The sequence below is a fragment of the Traorella massiliensis genome, assembly GCF_900104665.1.
In the GTDB taxonomy this organism is placed as follows: domain Bacteria; phylum Bacillota_I; class Bacilli_A; order Erysipelotrichales; family Erysipelotrichaceae; genus Traorella; species Traorella massiliensis.
Map to the genome: position 1 here is coordinate 710,296 of NZ_LT629969.1, position 17,020 is coordinate 727,315.

The window sequence follows — 17,020 nt, forward strand, 5'->3', positions numbered from 1 at the left end:
TCATGGCGTAAAACGTGTTATAATGATAAAGATGAATTGAATCATGTGGAGGCTTCTATGAAGGTTTGTCTATATTTTGAAGGAAAAAAAATCATCAAAACAAGTGGGATCGGCCGTGCTTTGAAACACCAGATGGCTGCTTGTGAATCAGCGGGCATCAGTTATACGCTTGATCCGGATGATGATTATGATGTTCTACATATCAACACGGTAGGGGTTAGCTCATTACCGGTAATTAATAAGGCAAGAGCTAAGGGGTGTAAAGTGATTTATCATGCACATTCCACAGAAGAAGATTTTCGTAATTCGTTTGTGTTAAGCAATCAGATCGCACCTGTTTTTAAGAAGATGCTGATTAGTTATTATTCAAAAGCAGATCTTATCCTGACACCGACACCATATTCTAAAAAACTGCTTGAAGGATATGGAATTACGGTGCCAATTTACGCTTTAAGCAATGGTATTGATCTGAATCGTTTTCATTATGATCCGGAAAAGGTCAAGGCGTTTCGACGATATTTTTCATTAAAAGATGAAGATAAAGTCGTTATTTCAGTTGGGTTGTATTTTGAAAGAAAAGGAATATTAGATTTTATGGAAGTAGCTGAAAATATGCCGGATGTAAAATTTATCTGGTTTGGCTATACACCGCTAATTTCTATTCCCAAAAAAATAAGGGATGTGGTTACAGACGAACATCCGACAAATGTAATTTTACCGGGTTATGTTAAAGGAGCAGTTATTGAAGGAGCCTATGCAAATGCAGACTGTTTCTTTTTTCCAAGTTATGAAGAAACTGAAGGTATTGTAGTGCTGGAAGCACTAGCAAGCTCTCAGAATGTTTTGTTGCGTGATATTCCGGTATATGATCCATGGCTGGTTCATGGTCAGAATTGTTACAAAGGGAAAAATAACGAAGAATTTATTGCTCAGCTCAGAAAGATTCTAAACCATGAATGTGCTGATTTAAGAGAACAGGGAAGGATCACTGCAGAAAAGAGAAGTATTCAGGAAGTAGGGCGAGAACTGAAAAAAATCTATGAGGGTGTTTGTGAGGGAAATATATGAAAAAAGATTTTAAAAAATATGCCTTTAGCATCGTACTTTTGATTGGATTGACCGGTTTTGCATTATGGTATGTGCTCAAGGATGATAAAGATGTGGTCTTAGCAGAATTAAGCAGCATTTCACCTTTAAATTTTATAGGTATCATGGCATGTTCACTTTTCTATTTTGCATTTGTGGCACTTTCACTTTATGTGATTGCAAAAGAAAAGTATCCGCATTATAAGTTTTTACCATCATTATCAAATGCCTATGTTGGAGGATTTTTTAGTGGTATTACGCCAAGTGCGAGCGGCGGACAGGTAGGACAGGTTTATGTTTTTTATAAACAGGGAATTGATTCTAGTGATGCAGCGGGCATTCTCTGGCTGGACTTTGTGATGTATCAGGTCGTATTGATTTTTTATACGACAGTGCTGGTTATTTTGCGTTTTCCAGTATTTTCAAGTCGTGTTCCAGCACTTTTCGTTATGATCTTTATTGGTTATCTGATGAATGGTGTCGTGTTGGCAATGCTGTTTTCGATGGCTTTTTTTCCTGTAAAATTTAAAAGGTTTTGTTTGAAAATAGTTACTTTGCTGCATAAGCTGCATTTAATACGTGACTCAGAAAAAGCACTGAAAAAATGTGATGATTATTTAGAGGCATTTACAAATAATATCAATAAAAATAGAAGCAATAAGAATTTGATATGGAAATTAGTCTTAGTAAATATTATGCGTCTTACTGTTTATTATTCAATTCCTTTTATCATTGGAAAACTGATTCATGTAGATATGAATTTTCTTGATTCATTAGCACTTTCCAGTTATATTTCAATGGCTAATACTTTTTTCCCGGTACCAGGAGCCAGTGGCGGTACAGAAATGATGTTTCTACAGCTTTATTCTTTGATTTTACCATTGACACAAGTATCTACGATATTGATATTATGGAGGGTCGTGACTTTCCATTTGGCTTTGATAATAGGATGTATCATGTTTATTATTGAAAAGATTAGAAGAAGGAGGATCATTATATGAGAGTAGGACTATTTTCAGATACCTACCTGCCAGATCTTAACGGGGTAGCTACAAGTGTAGAGACTTTGCGTAAGACACTGGAGGAGCATGGACATGATGTTTTTGTGATAGCAAACCATAAAGGTCTTTTGCATTTAAAAAGTGAATGCAATATATTGCGGCTTCCAGGCATTGAACTGAAATGGCTATATGGTTATAATATGTCCTCTCCGTTACAGTTAAAAGCGAAAGAAGAAGTCAAGGCAATGAATTTAGATATCATACATGTACATACGGAGTTTGGAGTAGGTATCTTTGGACGGAATGTTGCGAAAGATTTAAATATTCCTATTGTTTCAACATACCATACGATGTATGAAGATTATACCCATTATTTGAATATTTTCGGATTAGAGATCGTTGATAAAGCTACAAAAACGCTTGTAAGCACCTTATCTAAAATCTGGAATGATGCAGCACAAGTGGTCATTGCGCCTTCACAGAAAACAAAAGATACATTGATAAGATATGGTGTAAAAGCACCAATTCATATAATTCCTACAGGAATTGATTTAAGTCAGTTTAATGTTAATAATATTGATCCTGCATTAGTAGCGAAGCTAAAAGAAAAATATGGTATTAATAAAGAAGATCAGGTCATTGTGTATGTTGGCCGTGTAGCTAACGAGAAATCAATTGATATCGTAATTCGAGGATTCAAGAAATATGCATTGGCTGATGAACATCATAAACTGATGATCGTTGGTGGCGGTCCTAGCCTTGATGAATTAAAAGAACTGGCAAAAACAGAAGGAATTGAAAAAAATGTGATCTTTACGGATCGTCAGGAAAGAAAGCTGATACCGGCGTTTTATGAATGTGCTGAGGCTTTTGTTAGCTGTTCTACAAGTGAAACACAAGGATTGACTTATATTGAAGCGATGAGTTGTTCGCTTCCTGTCTTTGCAAGAAAAGATGAAGTACTTTTAAATCTTATCGATGAAGGGAAAAGCGGTTATTTTATTGATGAAGATACTTTTTCAGACCGGTTATTTGATTTCTTTGCTCTCAGTGAAGAAAAAAGAAAAGAAATGGGACGATATGCCCGTGAAAAAATGATGGGATATGATACGGAAGTTTTTTATGAACGTGTAGCTGCCTGCTATGAACAAGCTTATGCTTCTTATTTTAAGACTTTGACCATTAAAAAAGTAAAGAGCAATAATGAGTATGTTACTTTAACTTTGAAAGATTCACAAGAAGAAGAGATTCAATGTATGGTTTCTCTGGAAGATTATTTTGCTTTTGAACTAAAAAAAGATGGTGTTGTTCATGAATTGACATTACAAGAACTGCAGCGTAGGGAAGTTATTTTAAAAGCCTGGATATTGTGTATAAAAAAACTGGCTGCTAAAGACCGTACACGTAAAGAAATGTATGATATTCTTTTAAAGGATAATACTTTAGATGCCAAGACAATGAATGATATGATTGATAAGCTGGAAGAAAAAGGTTATATCAATGATCAATCTTATCTGATGAATCATTTAGAAAAAATGAGTGATTCTTTGGAAGGAAAACAAAAAATCATTCGTACGCTTGTGAAAAAAGGACTTCCATATGAAATGGTCAAAGAAGGAGTAGATTCTTATAGTGATGCTTCTGAAAGAACAAAGGCAATACGTTATATCAAAAAGAATGAAAAGCTGATGAAAGAAGGCAGCGTTAAAATGAAAAAACAGATGTTGATTTCACGTCTGATAAATCATGGCTATTCATTTGACACAGCTAAAGATGTCGTGAATAACTATGAATTTACAGATGACTTTCTCAATGATACGGATTCTTTATATAAAGCTATTCAGAAAGCGATACGTACGTATTCACGAAAATATAGTGGACAGGATCTTAAGCGCATGGTGTTGAATCAGCTGATACGTAAAGGATTCAGTTCTGATGATGTGTTAATGGCAATTGAAGAAATGGAGATTTTTAAAGATGAAAATTAACGAATTGACAGATGGAACACGTGGACGTTTTACATTTTTGTTGAGTTCACTTACAAAGGGAGTGACAAGCAAAGGAGCAACCTATCTTTCTTGTGTGCTTCAAGATAAGACTGGAAGTATTGATGCGAAATACTGGTCGCCTTCAAGTGAAGAGGTCAATACGCTTAAGCCTGGAATGATCTTAGAAATTGATGGAGAAGTTTTAAACTACAATAAACAGCTTCAGATGAAAATCAATGCAGTTAAGGTCATTGATCGTTCACAAATCAATTTAAATGATTTCATCAAAGAAGGGGAAATTCCTCGAAGTGAATTGAAAAAGAAAATCAGTGAAGTGATTGATTCATTTGAAAACCAGACATTAAAAACATTGCTTCTTAAAGTTATGGAACATTATGAGCTTGATTTTTATAATTATCCTGCTGCTGCCAAGATTCATCATGATTTTGTGGGTGGACTGGCAACGCATGTATGGGGGATGATCCGTTTATCTCTTGCAATTTGTGAGTGCTACCCTTCCTTAAATAAAGAATTGCTGTTAACGGGAGTCATATTGCATGATATCGGTAAATGTATTGAGCTGAGTGGTCCGGTAATTACTGAATATACAGTTGAAGGCAAACTTTTAGGACATATTTCTATCATGCAGGCGATCGTAGCTGAAATTGCACACCAGAATGGATTAGAAGGTGAAGAGATTACTTTAGTACGTCATATGATTCTTTCACATCATGGTGAATATGAATATGGTTCACCTGTATTGCCAATGATACCAGAAGCAGAAATTCTTCATTATATTGATAATATTGATGCTCGTATGAATGTGATTGCGAAAGCTTATGATGGAGTCAAAGAAGGAGAATTTACTTCTCGGCAGTTTGCACTTGAAAACAGATCTTTTTATAAAAGTCATTTGAAATAGGGATTTCGGTTGAAATCCTTTTTTTTGAAATCATGATGCTTAATACTATTGCATAGAATAAAACATGAAAATAAGAAAAGAAATTCAAATGCAGTATGATACGCTTTTGCGTATCAGAAGAGAATTGCATCAAATTCCGGAAACTGGTTTTGATACTTATAAGACAATGGCTTATATCACACAGCAGATTCCTATCATGGTCAGTGAATATGATGGATTTAGCGGTGTTTTTTATTTGCAAGGGCAAAATAAAAAATGTCTTGGTTTTCGCTGTGAATTGGATGGCTTGCCAATTAGAGAAAAAAATTCATTTACTTATGCATCATTCAATGGAAACATGCATGCCTGCGGACACGATGCTCATATGGCTATCATGATCTGTACTTTGCTTTATTTTATTCAATATCCACCTAAGTATTCTTTGCTTTTTATCTTTCAGCCTGCTGAAGAAAGTGGTGGAGGAGCTAATTATATGATTCAAAAAGGAATTTTTGAAAAATATGGAATTGAATATTTACTGGCAGTACATGTTTTTCCACATTTGAAGGATAAAATTGGCTGCTGTAAGGGCGTATTGATGGCTAGAAGCTGTGAAATCAAGGTGATTGTCCGTGGGAAAAGCGTTCATGCTGCTCATTCTGAGCAAGGAATTGATGTGATAAAAATATTGTATCAATTTTTAAATTGGGTCGATGAACTTAAAGGAAATCTCAAATCAGATCTGATTCATTTTGGCAGGATGAATTGTGGAGAAGTATGTAATGCTGTAGCAGCTTATGGGGTCTTGGAAGGAACGATGCGCTGCTTTGACGATATAAACTACGATATGATCCGCACTCAAATGATCCGTCAGTTAAGTATAATTGATGAAGAATATCATTCGACTTCAGAAATCATTTTTTCAGAGGGTTATGAAAAAGTAGTCAATGATGAAAAACTCAATGAGTATGTTTTACAGATTGCGAAAGAAGATTATGTCGAAATGAAGCCGTTATATTTAAGTGAGGATTTTTCTTTTTATAGAAAAAAAAGTCCATGCTGTCTATATTTATGTGGATTAAGCAGTGAAGAAGATCTTCATTCCTCATCTTTTGATTTAAAAGAAGAAGAATGTCTTAAGGCAGTGGAAATGAATGTTTCATTGGCAGAAAGAATATTTTGTGAAATGATGTGAAGTCTTGACTTCATTTGAAGGATGACTATAATAGTTAATATGGTTAACTATTGGAGGTGATCGAATGGATGAAATCAATAGGAAACAGATGAAGATTCTTTTTGAAATCAAACAAAAAGTACATCATCTGTGTCTTTCACCAACACTTTCTATGTCATTGTTTTCAATTCTAAAAACGATTGAAACACAGTCAAAGATGATAAAAATTGCTGGTGAAGAAATAGTGGCCATGAGGGTGAATGATTTATTTGATACGATTCATGTAAGCCGGCCGGCAATTTCCAAAGCTTTGAAAGAGTGTGAGTCTAGAGGGTATATTAGCCGGTTTATAAGTGAAAAGGATAAACGGTTTAGTTATGTCAGTCTAAAGGAAAAAGGAAAAGAAGTCATTTTTCAATCAGAAGCTGAAATCAAGGAATCTGTAGGATGGATCATTGCCCAGTTTAGTGATGAAGAAAAAGAACAGTTTAAAAATCTGATGATACGTATTAATCAGATTTTAGATGATTTTGAAAAGAGAGGACGTTAGAAATGCTGCGACTAAAAAAGTATTTGAAACCATATCTGCTTATGATTGTGGTGTCCATTGGTCTTTTGTTCGCTTCTAATATCTGTGATTTGAAATTACCGGATGTCATGAGCGATATCGTCAATGTTGGAATCCAGCAAAGTGGAATCGAACATGCTTCGATGGATATAATTAGTGAAGATGGTCTTGATTTTCTTACTGTGTTTATGGAAGAAGATGAGGCAGAACTTGTGAAAGACTCCTATGTCTTGGAGGATGGGTATTATCATCTGAATTCTAATGCTGACAGAGAGACTCTGGACGAAATTTTTTCTGTTAGTGAATGGACACTGATCAATGCGCTTCAGGAATTGCAGGGAACTTCTGGAACAGAAAGTATTAGCGAATCTGTGGATGATGTGGATCTTCGTGAACTGTATACAACAAAGCCCCTTTTTGAAATGATGGATTTAAGCAATGCCAGAAGCAGTGCTCTTGCATTGGATGAATCAATGCGTAGCAGTACCGGTGTTGTTTTCGCAAAAATGTTTTATGAAGAAGCTGGAGAAGATACTTCAGCTATGCAAAGTCAATACATTTTATCAAGTGGGATTAAAATGCTAGGCATTGCCTTCATAGGAATTTGTGCAACGATTGCAGTCAGCTTTATTGCTTCAAAAGTGAGCAACGGTATTGGGCGAGATCTTAGAGAAGATATTTTTAAGAAAGTTGAAAGTTTTTCAAATGCTGAGTTTGATAAGTATTCAACTTCATCGCTGATCACTCGTAATACGAATGATGTTACACAGGTTAGCCAGCTTGTAATGATGGGATTAAGAATGATTATTAGTGCGCCTATCATGGGAATCGGTGCTTTGATCATGATTTTCAAACGTAATACAAGTATGGTTTGGATTTTAGGGTTAGGCGTTGGTGTGGTGATGCTGCTCATTATTTTTATGTTTGTATTTGCTTTACCGAAATTTAAGATCATCCAGCAGCTGGTCGATAAATTGAATCTGGTGGCTCGAGAGAACCTCAATGGTTTAATGGTCGTACGTGCTTTTAAAAATCAGAAATTTGAAGAAAAACGTTTTGATAAGGCGAATACTGATCTTACGAAAACACAGCTGTTTATCAATCGTGCCATGGCTGTCATGATGCCTTTTATGACATTGATGATGAATGGTATGATGCTTTTGATCATTTGGGTAGGTGCTCATCAGATTGCGCAAAGTCAGATGCAGGTGGGCGATATGATGGCTTTTATGCAGTATTCAATGCAAGTGGTCATGAGCTTTGTTATGATTGCAATGATCTTTATTTTAGTTCCAAGAGCCAGCGTCAGTGCCGGACGTATTGCCGATGTCTTAGAAACTGAAAGTACGATTCAGGATCCTGTTCATCCGCTTCCTTTCAAAGATGAATATAAAGGTTTTGTAGAATTTAGAAATGTATCTTTTAATTATGGAGATGCTGATGAAAATGTATTGCAGAATATTTCCTTTGTCGCAAAACCGAAAGAAACGACAGCCTTTATCGGTTCTACAGGTTCTGGCAAGAGTACCTTGATTAATTTGATCCCACGTTTTTATGATGTAAGCGAAGGTGAAATTTTGGTCAATGGTGTGAATGTAAAGGATGTAAATCAGCAGGATCTTCATGATCAGATTGGCTATGTAGCACAAAGAGGGATCTTATTATCTGGGACGATCAAAGAAAATATTAAATACGGCAATGAAAACTTAAATGATGATGAGGTAAAAGAGATAGCAGCTATCGCTCAAGCAGATGATTTCATCAGTGCCAAAGAGGAAGGTTATGATTTTGATATTGCTCAGGGCGGCAGTAATGTCAGTGGCGGTCAGCGCCAGCGTTTAAGTATTGCTCGTGCTCTAGCAAAAAAAGCAACAATCCTGATTTTTGATGATTCTTTCAGTGCACTTGATTTTAAGACAGATGCAGCCTTGCGTGCAGCCCTTGCTAAGCATACGAGTGATGCGACAATTTTGATCGTTGCCCAGCGTGTCAGCAGCATCATGCATGCAGAACAAATCATTGTATTAGATGAGGGAAAAGTAGTTGGTAAAGGAACTCATGAAGAACTTCTGAAAAATTGTCCGACTTATTACGAAATCGCCTCAAGTCAGTTATCAAAGGAGGAATTATAAGATGGCAGAAGCAAAAATGACATCTGCAAGACCTTCAAGAAGAGGTCATGGTCCTGGAGGCATGATGACTACAGAAAAAGCGAAGGATTTTAAAGGAACATTCATTAAATTGGTGAAATATCTTGGGAAATATCGTTTTACTGTCATCTTAGTCATGATATTTGCCATCTGTTCAACAATATTCTCAATTATTGGACCAAAAGTGATGGGAGATGCAACCCAAAAAATCTATGAAGGTTTGATGAACATCATTACAAATAGTGGTGGAATGGATTATGATGGTATTTTAAGAATCATTCTTCTATTATTAGGACTTTATGTTCTGAGTGCTTTATTTTCTTATGCACAAGGCTGGCTGATGAGCGGTGTTGCCAATAAAGTCAGTTATCAGATGAGAAAAGAACTAGCAGCAAAGATTCATAAGCTTCCATTATCATTTTATGATAAAACGAGCTATGGTGAAGTTCTGAGTCGAATTACCAACGATGTTGATACCTTATCAAACTCTTTAAACCAGTCATTGACACAGATCGTAACTTCATTGACAACAGTGATTGGTGTTTTATATATGATGTTTTCAATCAGCTGGCAAATGGCTTGTGTTGCTTTGCTTGTATTACCTATTTCAATGGTTTTTATTAGTGTAGTTGTTAAACGAAGTCAAGGCTATTTTGTCAGTCAGCAGGAATATTTAGGACATGTCAATGGTCATATTGAAGAAATGTATGGGGCACATATTATCGTTAAGGCATATAACGGTGAAGAAAAAAGTACAAAGCAATTTGAAAAATTAAATAACAGACTTTATGAATCCGGCTGGAAGAGTCAGTTTATGTCAGGACTTATGATGCCAATCATGAGTTTTATCGGTAATGTCGGATATGTTGCGATTTGTGTATTAGGCGGTTATTATGCATCAATCGGAACGATTACAGTAGGCAATATTCAGTCTTTTATTTCATACATGAGAAACTTTACACAGCCTTTGACACAGGTTGCCAATATTTCGAATGTTTTGCAGCAGACAATGGCTAGCAGTGAACGTATCTTTGAATTTTTAAATGAAGAAGAAGAGGAACCGGATACTCAATATCCGTTAAATGTAAATGATATTAAAGGAGATGTGATCTTTGCTCATGTGAAGTTTGGCTATGATCCTGATAATATCGTCATTCATGATTTTACAGCAGATATCAAACAGGGACAAAAAGTAGCTATCGTAGGACCTACTGGTGCAGGTAAAACAACGATCGTAAAATTATTGATGCGTTTCTATGAACTGAATGAAGGGGCTATCTGTATTGATGGTTTAGATATTCGCCAGTTTACAAGAAATGATCTGCGTAGCCTATTTGGTATGGTCTTACAGGATACTTGGTCATATCATGCTTCGATTGCAGATAATATCCGTTATGGAAAATTAGATGCAACAGATGAGGAAGTCGTTCAAGCGGCAAAAGCAGCGCAGGTTGATCATTTCATCAAAACGTTGCCGGATGGCTATAACAGTATTTTAAATGAGGAAGCAAGTAATATTTCACAAGGTCAAAAACAGCTGTTAACGATTGCTAGAGCTATTCTGACAGATCCAAAGATCCTGATCCTTGATGAAGCAACCTCAAGTGTTGATACTCGTACAGAAATCCTGATACAGAAAGCAATGGATAATCTGATGAAAGGAAGAACAAGCTTTATCATTGCTCATCGTCTTTCTACGATTCGAGATGCTGATTTGATCTTATGTCTAGATCATGGCGATATCGTAGAGCAAGGCAAACATGAAGAACTTCTGGAAAAGAAAGGTTTCTATTATCATTTATACAATTCACAATTTGAACATGAGGAAGAATAGTTTCCTCATGTTTTATATTATGTAGTAATTTCTTGCATCTGCTTATTACATATTCTTGTGTACTCATTCTGAAGGCTCTATGCTTTTGTCTATAAGAAATTCACCCACGAATAAAATATCATCTTCCATATTCTAAGAGTGAGGAACCCCTCAGAAAGGAATCAATTAATTATGAGCAAAGAATTTGGATGCAGTCGTAACCGCAGGGATTCACGTCCTCTGGCTATGGCTTATGTTCGTAAACAGTCATGGCGCAGAATTTATAAGTTAGATGTAGCGATTGCCCGTGGAACACTGTTTAATGAACTGGATATGCCTTTTAGTGGATGCGGAACAGGAGGTAGACATTGTGAGAAATAATGATGATTTTGATTTTTGCGATATTGATCGTCATAATGATGATTGTGATTTTGATTTCTGTGAAGATGATTGTGAATATAACAATGGATATGACCGTCGTCGAATAGGAGATTATGATCGCAGAAATGGCGGTGACTGTGATGATTATGATTCTCGCCGCCGGGATAGAGATTGTGATCATGATGATTGTGAAAGCCATAGACGAAATCGTGACTGTGACTGTGAAGAACGATGCGGACGTGAAACTGATAGATGCGGATGCCATGATCATGATGATTGCCGTTGTCATGATAGAGAAGATGGCTGCTGCCATGAAAATAATCATGATAACGGATGTTGTGAAAGAACAGCTCGCTGCAGTGATTTTAGAGATTTTAATGAAGATGAAAGATTTGGATGTAATTCTGCATATGATGCGGCACAGAGTGAAGATTCATGGTTTGATCATCGTGAAGATGATGATTGCTGTGGGCGAACTCGTGAATTATGTGAAGAAGAAAGAAATTTTAAGAGAAAATTAAAATGTCGTATTCAAGTATTGGATTTTGCTTTACTAGAAACTATTTTATTTTTAGACACGCATCCTTGTGATTTTGAAGCACTACGTTATTACCGCATTATTAGAAAAAAATTAGCTCGTTTAGAAAAACTTTATGAATGTAAATTCGGACCTCTGACAAATCAGGGCGTTGATACAGAATTTGGCTGGGAATGGGCAACGTGTCCATGGCCTTGGGAAGGAAAGGAATAATTTATGTGGACTTATGAAAAGAAACTTCAGTTTCCAGTAAATATTAAAAAATGCGATCCAGAAATGGCAAGACTTATATTAACAGCATTGGGTGGTCCAGATGGTGAGATGGGAGCAAGTAATCGTTATCTTCATCAGCGTTATGCTATGCCTTATCCACAAATCGTTGTTTTATTAACGGATATCGGAAGTGAAGAAATGAATCACATGGAAGTTGTGAGTGCTATTGTACGCCAGCTGACAAGAAATCTTTCTTCTAAGCAAATTCAAGATTCTGGTTTTAATGCATTCTATACCGATCATACTTTAGGAATGTATCCAGTAAGTGCAAGTGGCGATCCTTTTATGTCACATTATTTTCAGTCAAAAGGTGATCCAATTACTGATATTCACGAAAATATGGCAGCTGAGCAAAAAGCGCGCACAATGTATGAAAATTTAATTCGCATGACAGACGATGATGATGTCATTCGTCCTTTAGAGTTTTTACGTCAACGTGAGATCGTGCATTATCAAAGATTTGGCGAAGCATTAGAAATTATTCGTCGTGAACTTGATTGTAAAAATTATTATGCTTTTAATCCGGCATACGATAAAAAAGCTTCTTTGGAAGACAGAGGACTTGAATCAAAATAAAGTGAAGCACTTCGGTGCTTCTTTTTTTCTGAAAAAAATGAAAAACACATCAAAAGGTAGACATTTTGAGAACGATATAAAAAACCATAAAAATCATTTAAATATCTGTTTTATCCTTTCGTTTTTATTATAAATCTAATGAAAGAAAATGTCTGATTTATCGTTCGAATTATAAGAAAGGAGGTAAAAAGAAAAATCTAATTAAAAATGATGCTTTAAAAAAAGAAAGGAGAAAAAATATGAATTTTCTAAAGAATCATTTTAAAAAGGGAATAGCTCTTGGAGCAGCATTATTCATGATTATAAGTTTAATGCCTGTTCATGTTTCTGCGGCTGTAGATGAAACACTTTATCAAAATGAAAATATTTCTATTTCTATTAAAAATAATAACAATGCTTATAATCCTAAAACAATTACTTTTGATATTATTGTTGATGGAGAAACTGTTGTTGAAGATAAAGTTGTTACAGATATTCCACAGGCTAATTCTAAATTGATTATCGATGCGGATGGTTACGATGTTACTTTTGATGGAGATATTGGTGTAACAAAAGGAATTGATAATAACTATAATCTGCAAATTGGAGCTGGAAGAAATCATGAGCTAACCATCAACCTTGCTTCAGAAAAAACCAGCGATGATATTCGAATTGAAGATACAGATTCAAATACTTATTATGGCACTTTTTCTTGGGTAAAAGGTGAAGCTACAACGAGTGCTTACCGTCGTTTGGTGACTGTGTATGTGAATGGTGAGTATGCATATGAACAGTATGTAAACACACCTAGTCTGCTTAATAATGCAACTGGATCGAATAAGCAGTTCTGGTTTACACCTTCAGATGATTATAATGAAGAAGTTACATATAATCATCCGTATGCTTTAGATACGGCAGCTAACTCTGATTTGGAAATTTATCTGACTACAAAATGTCCATGTGGAAATCCATATTGTGACTGTCCAGGCGGAACAGATTGTACTTGTCATGAAGACTGTGAATGTGAATTATGTAATCCGCCTTTAGGTGATAATGAAATTCGTACTCCATATGGTGTGATAGAATATAAAGAACCAGGGTTAGGTGGCGGTTATAATTTAACTGTTGAAACCTATGTGAATGGAGTTTTAAAACATACGACTGATCAATTACGAATTAGAAGCGGTGAAGTAGATAGCTTGAATTTTACACCAACAAGTGGATATTATTATTTTAATGATGAGAATAGTTATGATTTGATTACAGATGGAGCGTCATCTTGGGATCAAAGAACTGGCTGGATAACAATTGTTGGAGATAGAGATGATGACAATGTTCTAAAAGTATATCTATGGACATTTGAAAACCATGCCAGCTTGGATGTAGAGCGTAGACTTTCGGTTGATGATGATGTTACGGGTTATATCATTTCTTATGAAGCTTATAATCCTGAAACAAAACAGAATGAAGTCTTTACTTATGAAGCTACTTCTTTCTTAGCAGCTCAAAGCCAAATGATTCCTATTAATACGGATGTTACTATTACTGCTATCTGTAATTCACCATATGAAGTTAGTCAATGGTCAAGTGCGGATGCTTATACTGGAGTTGAACTGACAGGATCAGAAGGACAAAATAATACAGAAGCTTATGGTAATAGTGCTACTATTAAAGTAACTTCTACAGCTTATACAGATGTTACTGTTTACATAGATGCTGTAAGAGAAGTTAAACTTCCTACTGAAGATGATTTGATTTCAAATAAAGATGAATGTTTTGACGGAAATGTAGCTGTAGTTGTAGATTGTATCAATAACTTAGAACACGAATCTAGTAATTATGGATTAATTGCCGATACATTTACTATTGGTCAATTAGAAGGTAATTCTGCAACTGGTTATACTACCAAAGTTATTATTACTCAGCCAAGTGAATATGTAAATCGATATAATCAGGTAAATGGTGAACATACACGTGTAGATAGCGACGTAAAAGTTATTACATTAAAATGGGAAGTTGTAAATGGAGAAAGCCAATGGAAAGCTGTTGGATCAGCTACCTATGATGTGATTTGTGATCAGGGTGAAGATAAGCCTGAAAAGCCTGATCAGCCAACTGTAGAAGAATTACTGTTAGATAATGCAGTAAAGATCGATTGTGTCAATACAGAAGCAGATCATGACGATAAAGTATATGGTTTAAAAGACGGCTATACAATTGGTGATGTATATACTAAAGATAATATCTACTATGTAGATGTAACGGTAGAAGCTGATGTTTATGTAGAAGCCTACAGCACAGATATGGGATCACAGCATACGCTGAGCGCTGATTCAAAGACAAGCGATGTCATTACACTGGTTTATACAGAAGAAGGATGGGCAGTAGCAGAAAATGAAGCTCCTGTAACCTTTACTGTAGAGTGTGAAGATGGTGGATCTACAACAGATCCAGGAGATGAAGAAGATCCAAATGATCCTACAAATCCAGGTGAAGATCCATCTAATCCTCAAGAAGGTGAGAATGATGAAACAAATGATTCTGATTCGTCTTCAGATGACAATGATGCTTCAGATTCAACTCACACGCCTAATACCGGAGATACAATGCATATCTATTTAATGGCTGCTTCAGTATCCTTGCTGATTTTATGTATTTATGCTTTAACTCATTTTAAAAAAGAATTTTCTGATTAAAACATGAACATAGAGAAATTGCAGCAGGAAGTAAATGACATCATACAAGATGATGAAAAAGCTCAATTAGTCATAAAAGCGGTATTAAAAAATAAAAAAGAAGAGGAAGAGAAACGTAAAGAAAAAATAGTAAACGGTATAAGAGCTGCCCAGAATAAAGGAATTGTTTTTGGCAGACCAAAGAAAAAGATTCCTGCACAGTTTGATGTTATATATGAGATGTATGAAAATCATCGTATATCAAGCCGTTCAGCAGCTAAAATGTTAGGAGTTGCTCAAAGTACTTTTCTTAAATGGTGTAATGAGTATAAATGTTCTGAAATTTCTAAAACTAAATTATAAAAACAAAGCGGCGTTATAAACACGTCGCTTTGTTTTATGTCTGGATTTCATCTAAAAAGTATGACAAATTATGATGATGGCTTTTAATAAAGTGAATAGGGGGTGATTATGGAAAGTTACGTTGAATTTACATTTATGCATAATCTTTTAATTAGTGCCTTTTCACTAACATGTTCACTTGTTCTTTCTAGAAAGCCTATGCATCGGATTCATTTTTGGAAGATAATTTTGATGGTTACTGTATTATCGAGCTTTTTATTTTGTGAAAAGAGCATGACTTGGATATGGCTGAATGAGATTCTGATGTTTTTAATGCTTTTTCAAAAAAGAAATCACACATATTTATTATTTATAACTTTTCGTTTTTTATTTCATTTTATTTATTATATGTTGTTTGAAGGGGTTATTTATCATTTGCAGTTTTTTGTTTCTGATGAGCCAATGATTTTTGTTGCAGATATAGTGCTCTTATTTCTATACTTAATTTTATTGTTAAAAGGCAGATATATCCTTTCTGAAAAAGATTTTCTATATCACTTTGAAATGAATCATAAGAGATATACAGGTTATGTCGATAGCGGCAATTTAGCAACCTATGAATCATTTCCTATCATATTTGTGAAAAGAAGCATTTATGAAACGATACAAGCTCCGTCATCTTTCATTCAAATCGAACAGATTACCGGAGTTGAAAAAATTCAGGGAATCAAAGGTGAAATAATCATGAATCATAAAAGAATTAAAGTAGTTTGTTGTCCATTAGAAGAAGATTATCCTTATGACGCATTATTAAATATGAAAGGAATCCTATGAAACTATTAAGAAAACTGTTTAACTGGCTTTTCATACCTAAGGAAGTCAGATATGTTCATTATATCAAAAGCAAAGAAGGACTTCCTAAGCCTTTAGAAGGTGATGAAGAAAAAGAGGCTTTAGATCTTTTAATGAAAAAAGATGAAGAAGCTCGAAAGAAATTAATCGTACACAACCTTCGTCTGGTTGTTTATATTGCTAAGCGTTATGAAGTCAGCAGCAGTGAGATGGAAGATCTGATCAGTATTGGTACGATTGGTTTGATTAAAGCTGTAAATACTTATAAGGTAGATAAGAATATCAAACTGGTTACTTATGCTTCCAGATGTATTGAAAATGAAATTTTAATGTTTTTACGTAAAAAAAGTAAAAGTCGTAAAGAAATCTCTTTGGATGAACCGTTAAATGTTGATTATGACGGAAATGAACTTTTATTGGGAGATATTGTTGGAACTCAGGGGGATTTAGTAGAGAAGGCGTTTGAACGTAATGAAAATAAACGTATTTTATTAAAAGCCATTTCAACATTGAATGAACGAGAGAAAATGATTCTTCAGATGCGTTACGGTATTGGTGAAAATGAGGCAACCCAGAAAGATATTGCGGAAAAGCTGGGAATCAGCCAAAGTTATATATCACGTTTAGAAAAGCGGATTTTAATGCAATTAAAAGCCACTTTGACCAGTGTTAAGGGTAAATAAGAACGACTGGAAATATTAGGAAGAAATTGAATTGAATACT

15 protein-coding genes are annotated in these 17,020 nt (G+C 35.1%); all 15 read left to right on the forward strand.

What is annotated here, in order from left to right:
- Positions 1-57 precede the first annotated feature (57 nt).
- Positions 58-1,068, forward strand: coding sequence for an LTA glycolipid anchor biosynthesis glycosyltransferase, IagA/BgsA family (locus tag BQ5367_RS10710; RefSeq protein WP_071442484.1), 1,011 nt, complete (start codon positions 58-60; stop codon positions 1,066-1,068).
- Complete coding sequence (locus BQ5367_RS10715; protein WP_071442485.1) at positions 1,065-2,087, forward strand: lysylphosphatidylglycerol synthase transmembrane domain-containing protein; 1,023 nt, start codon at positions 1,065-1,067, stop codon at positions 2,085-2,087. Before BQ5367_RS10710 ends, BQ5367_RS10715 begins: the two co-directional genes overlap by 4 nt.
- On the forward strand, positions 2,084-4,075 hold the full coding sequence (locus tag BQ5367_RS10720) for a glycosyltransferase (protein WP_071442486.1): 1,992 nt from the start codon (positions 2,084-2,086) through the stop codon (positions 4,073-4,075). The genes BQ5367_RS10715 and BQ5367_RS10720 overlap by 4 nt, the downstream gene beginning before the upstream one ends.
- Complete coding sequence (locus BQ5367_RS10725; RefSeq protein WP_071442487.1) at positions 4,065-4,997, forward strand: 3'-5' exoribonuclease YhaM family protein; 933 nt, start codon at positions 4,065-4,067, stop codon at positions 4,995-4,997. Before BQ5367_RS10720 ends, BQ5367_RS10725 begins: the two co-directional genes overlap by 11 nt.
- Positions 4,998-5,061: 64 nt before the next feature.
- Positions 5,062-6,171 (forward strand): amidohydrolase, encoded by a 1,110-nt coding sequence (locus tag BQ5367_RS10730; protein ID WP_071442488.1) that lies wholly within the window; start codon positions 5,062-5,064, stop codon positions 6,169-6,171.
- A gap of 64 nt (positions 6,172-6,235) precedes the next feature.
- Positions 6,236-6,700 carry a MarR family winged helix-turn-helix transcriptional regulator gene (locus tag BQ5367_RS10735; protein ID WP_071442489.1) on the forward strand — a complete coding sequence of 155 codons (465 nt, stop codon included), beginning with the start codon at positions 6,236-6,238 and terminating at the stop codon, positions 6,698-6,700.
- 2 nt (positions 6,701-6,702) lie between these two features.
- The gene (locus tag BQ5367_RS10740; protein ID WP_071442490.1) at positions 6,703-8,850 is read left to right on the forward strand and encodes an ABC transporter ATP-binding protein; all 2,148 of its coding nucleotides are present in this window, start codon (positions 6,703-6,705) and stop codon (positions 8,848-8,850) included.
- Position 8,851: 1 nt separating this feature from the next.
- Positions 8,852-10,702 (forward strand): ABC transporter ATP-binding protein, encoded by a 1,851-nt coding sequence (locus BQ5367_RS10745; protein ID WP_071442491.1) that lies wholly within the window; start codon positions 8,852-8,854, stop codon positions 10,700-10,702.
- Between the two features lie 171 nt (positions 10,703-10,873).
- A complete protein-coding gene (locus BQ5367_RS10750) occupies positions 10,874-11,062 on the forward strand; it encodes a spore coat associated protein CotJA (RefSeq protein WP_071442492.1) in 189 nt (62 codons plus the stop codon).
- Positions 11,052-11,813, forward strand: coding sequence for a spore coat protein CotJB (locus BQ5367_RS13295; RefSeq protein ID WP_202615299.1), 762 nt, complete (start codon positions 11,052-11,054; stop codon positions 11,811-11,813). Before BQ5367_RS10750 ends, BQ5367_RS13295 begins: the two co-directional genes overlap by 11 nt.
- A 3-nt stretch (positions 11,814-11,816) precedes the next feature.
- Positions 11,817-12,449 carry a manganese catalase family protein gene (locus BQ5367_RS10760; protein ID WP_071442493.1) on the forward strand — a complete coding sequence of 211 codons (633 nt, stop codon included), beginning with the start codon at positions 11,817-11,819 and terminating at the stop codon, positions 12,447-12,449.
- Positions 12,450-12,688: 239 nt separating this feature from the next.
- Positions 12,689-15,124: a hypothetical protein gene (locus tag BQ5367_RS10765; protein WP_071442494.1), complete on the forward strand. Its 2,436-nt coding sequence runs from the start codon at positions 12,689-12,691 to the stop codon at positions 15,122-15,124.
- A gap of 3 nt (positions 15,125-15,127) precedes the next feature.
- Positions 15,128-15,466, forward strand: a complete 339-nt coding sequence (locus BQ5367_RS10770) for a hypothetical protein (RefSeq protein ID WP_071442495.1) — start codon at positions 15,128-15,130, stop codon at positions 15,464-15,466.
- 108 nt (positions 15,467-15,574) lie between these two features.
- Complete coding sequence (locus tag BQ5367_RS10775) at positions 15,575-16,279, forward strand: hypothetical protein (protein WP_071442496.1); 705 nt, start codon at positions 15,575-15,577, stop codon at positions 16,277-16,279.
- Positions 16,276-16,980: an RNA polymerase sporulation sigma factor SigK gene (gene sigK / locus BQ5367_RS10780; RefSeq protein WP_071442497.1), complete on the forward strand. Its 705-nt coding sequence runs from the start codon at positions 16,276-16,278 to the stop codon at positions 16,978-16,980. The genes BQ5367_RS10775 and sigK overlap by 4 nt, the downstream gene beginning before the upstream one ends.
- The last annotated feature ends 40 nt before the right edge of the window (positions 16,981-17,020 follow it).

Coding starts and splice junctions, on each gene's coding strand:
- sigK (WP_071442497.1), top strand. CDS start 16,276: ATGAAACTATTAAGAAAACTGTTTAACTGGCTTTTCATACCTAAGGAA.
- BQ5367_RS10735 (WP_071442489.1), top strand. CDS start 6,236: ATGGATGAAATCAATAGGAAACAGATGAAGATTCTTTTTGAAATCAAA.
- BQ5367_RS10760 (WP_071442493.1), top strand. CDS start 11,817: ATGTGGACTTATGAAAAGAAACTTCAGTTTCCAGTAAATATTAAAAAA.
- BQ5367_RS10715 (WP_071442485.1), top strand. CDS start 1,065: ATGAAAAAAGATTTTAAAAAATATGCCTTTAGCATCGTACTTTTGATT.
- BQ5367_RS10745 (WP_071442491.1), top strand. CDS start 8,852: ATGGCAGAAGCAAAAATGACATCTGCAAGACCTTCAAGAAGAGGTCAT.
- BQ5367_RS10770 (WP_071442495.1), top strand. CDS start 15,128: ATGAACATAGAGAAATTGCAGCAGGAAGTAAATGACATCATACAAGAT.
- BQ5367_RS10725 (WP_071442487.1), top strand. CDS start 4,065: ATGAAAATTAACGAATTGACAGATGGAACACGTGGACGTTTTACATTT.
- BQ5367_RS10710 (WP_071442484.1), top strand. CDS start 58: ATGAAGGTTTGTCTATATTTTGAAGGAAAAAAAATCATCAAAACAAGT.
- BQ5367_RS10730 (WP_071442488.1), top strand. CDS start 5,062: ATGAAAATAAGAAAAGAAATTCAAATGCAGTATGATACGCTTTTGCGT.
- BQ5367_RS10775 (WP_071442496.1), top strand. CDS start 15,575: ATGGAAAGTTACGTTGAATTTACATTTATGCATAATCTTTTAATTAGT.
- BQ5367_RS10740 (WP_071442490.1), top strand. CDS start 6,703: ATGCTGCGACTAAAAAAGTATTTGAAACCATATCTGCTTATGATTGTG.
- BQ5367_RS10765 (WP_071442494.1), top strand. CDS start 12,689: ATGAATTTTCTAAAGAATCATTTTAAAAAGGGAATAGCTCTTGGAGCA.
- BQ5367_RS10750 (WP_071442492.1), top strand. CDS start 10,874: ATGAGCAAAGAATTTGGATGCAGTCGTAACCGCAGGGATTCACGTCCT.
- BQ5367_RS10720 (WP_071442486.1), top strand. CDS start 2,084: ATGAGAGTAGGACTATTTTCAGATACCTACCTGCCAGATCTTAACGGG.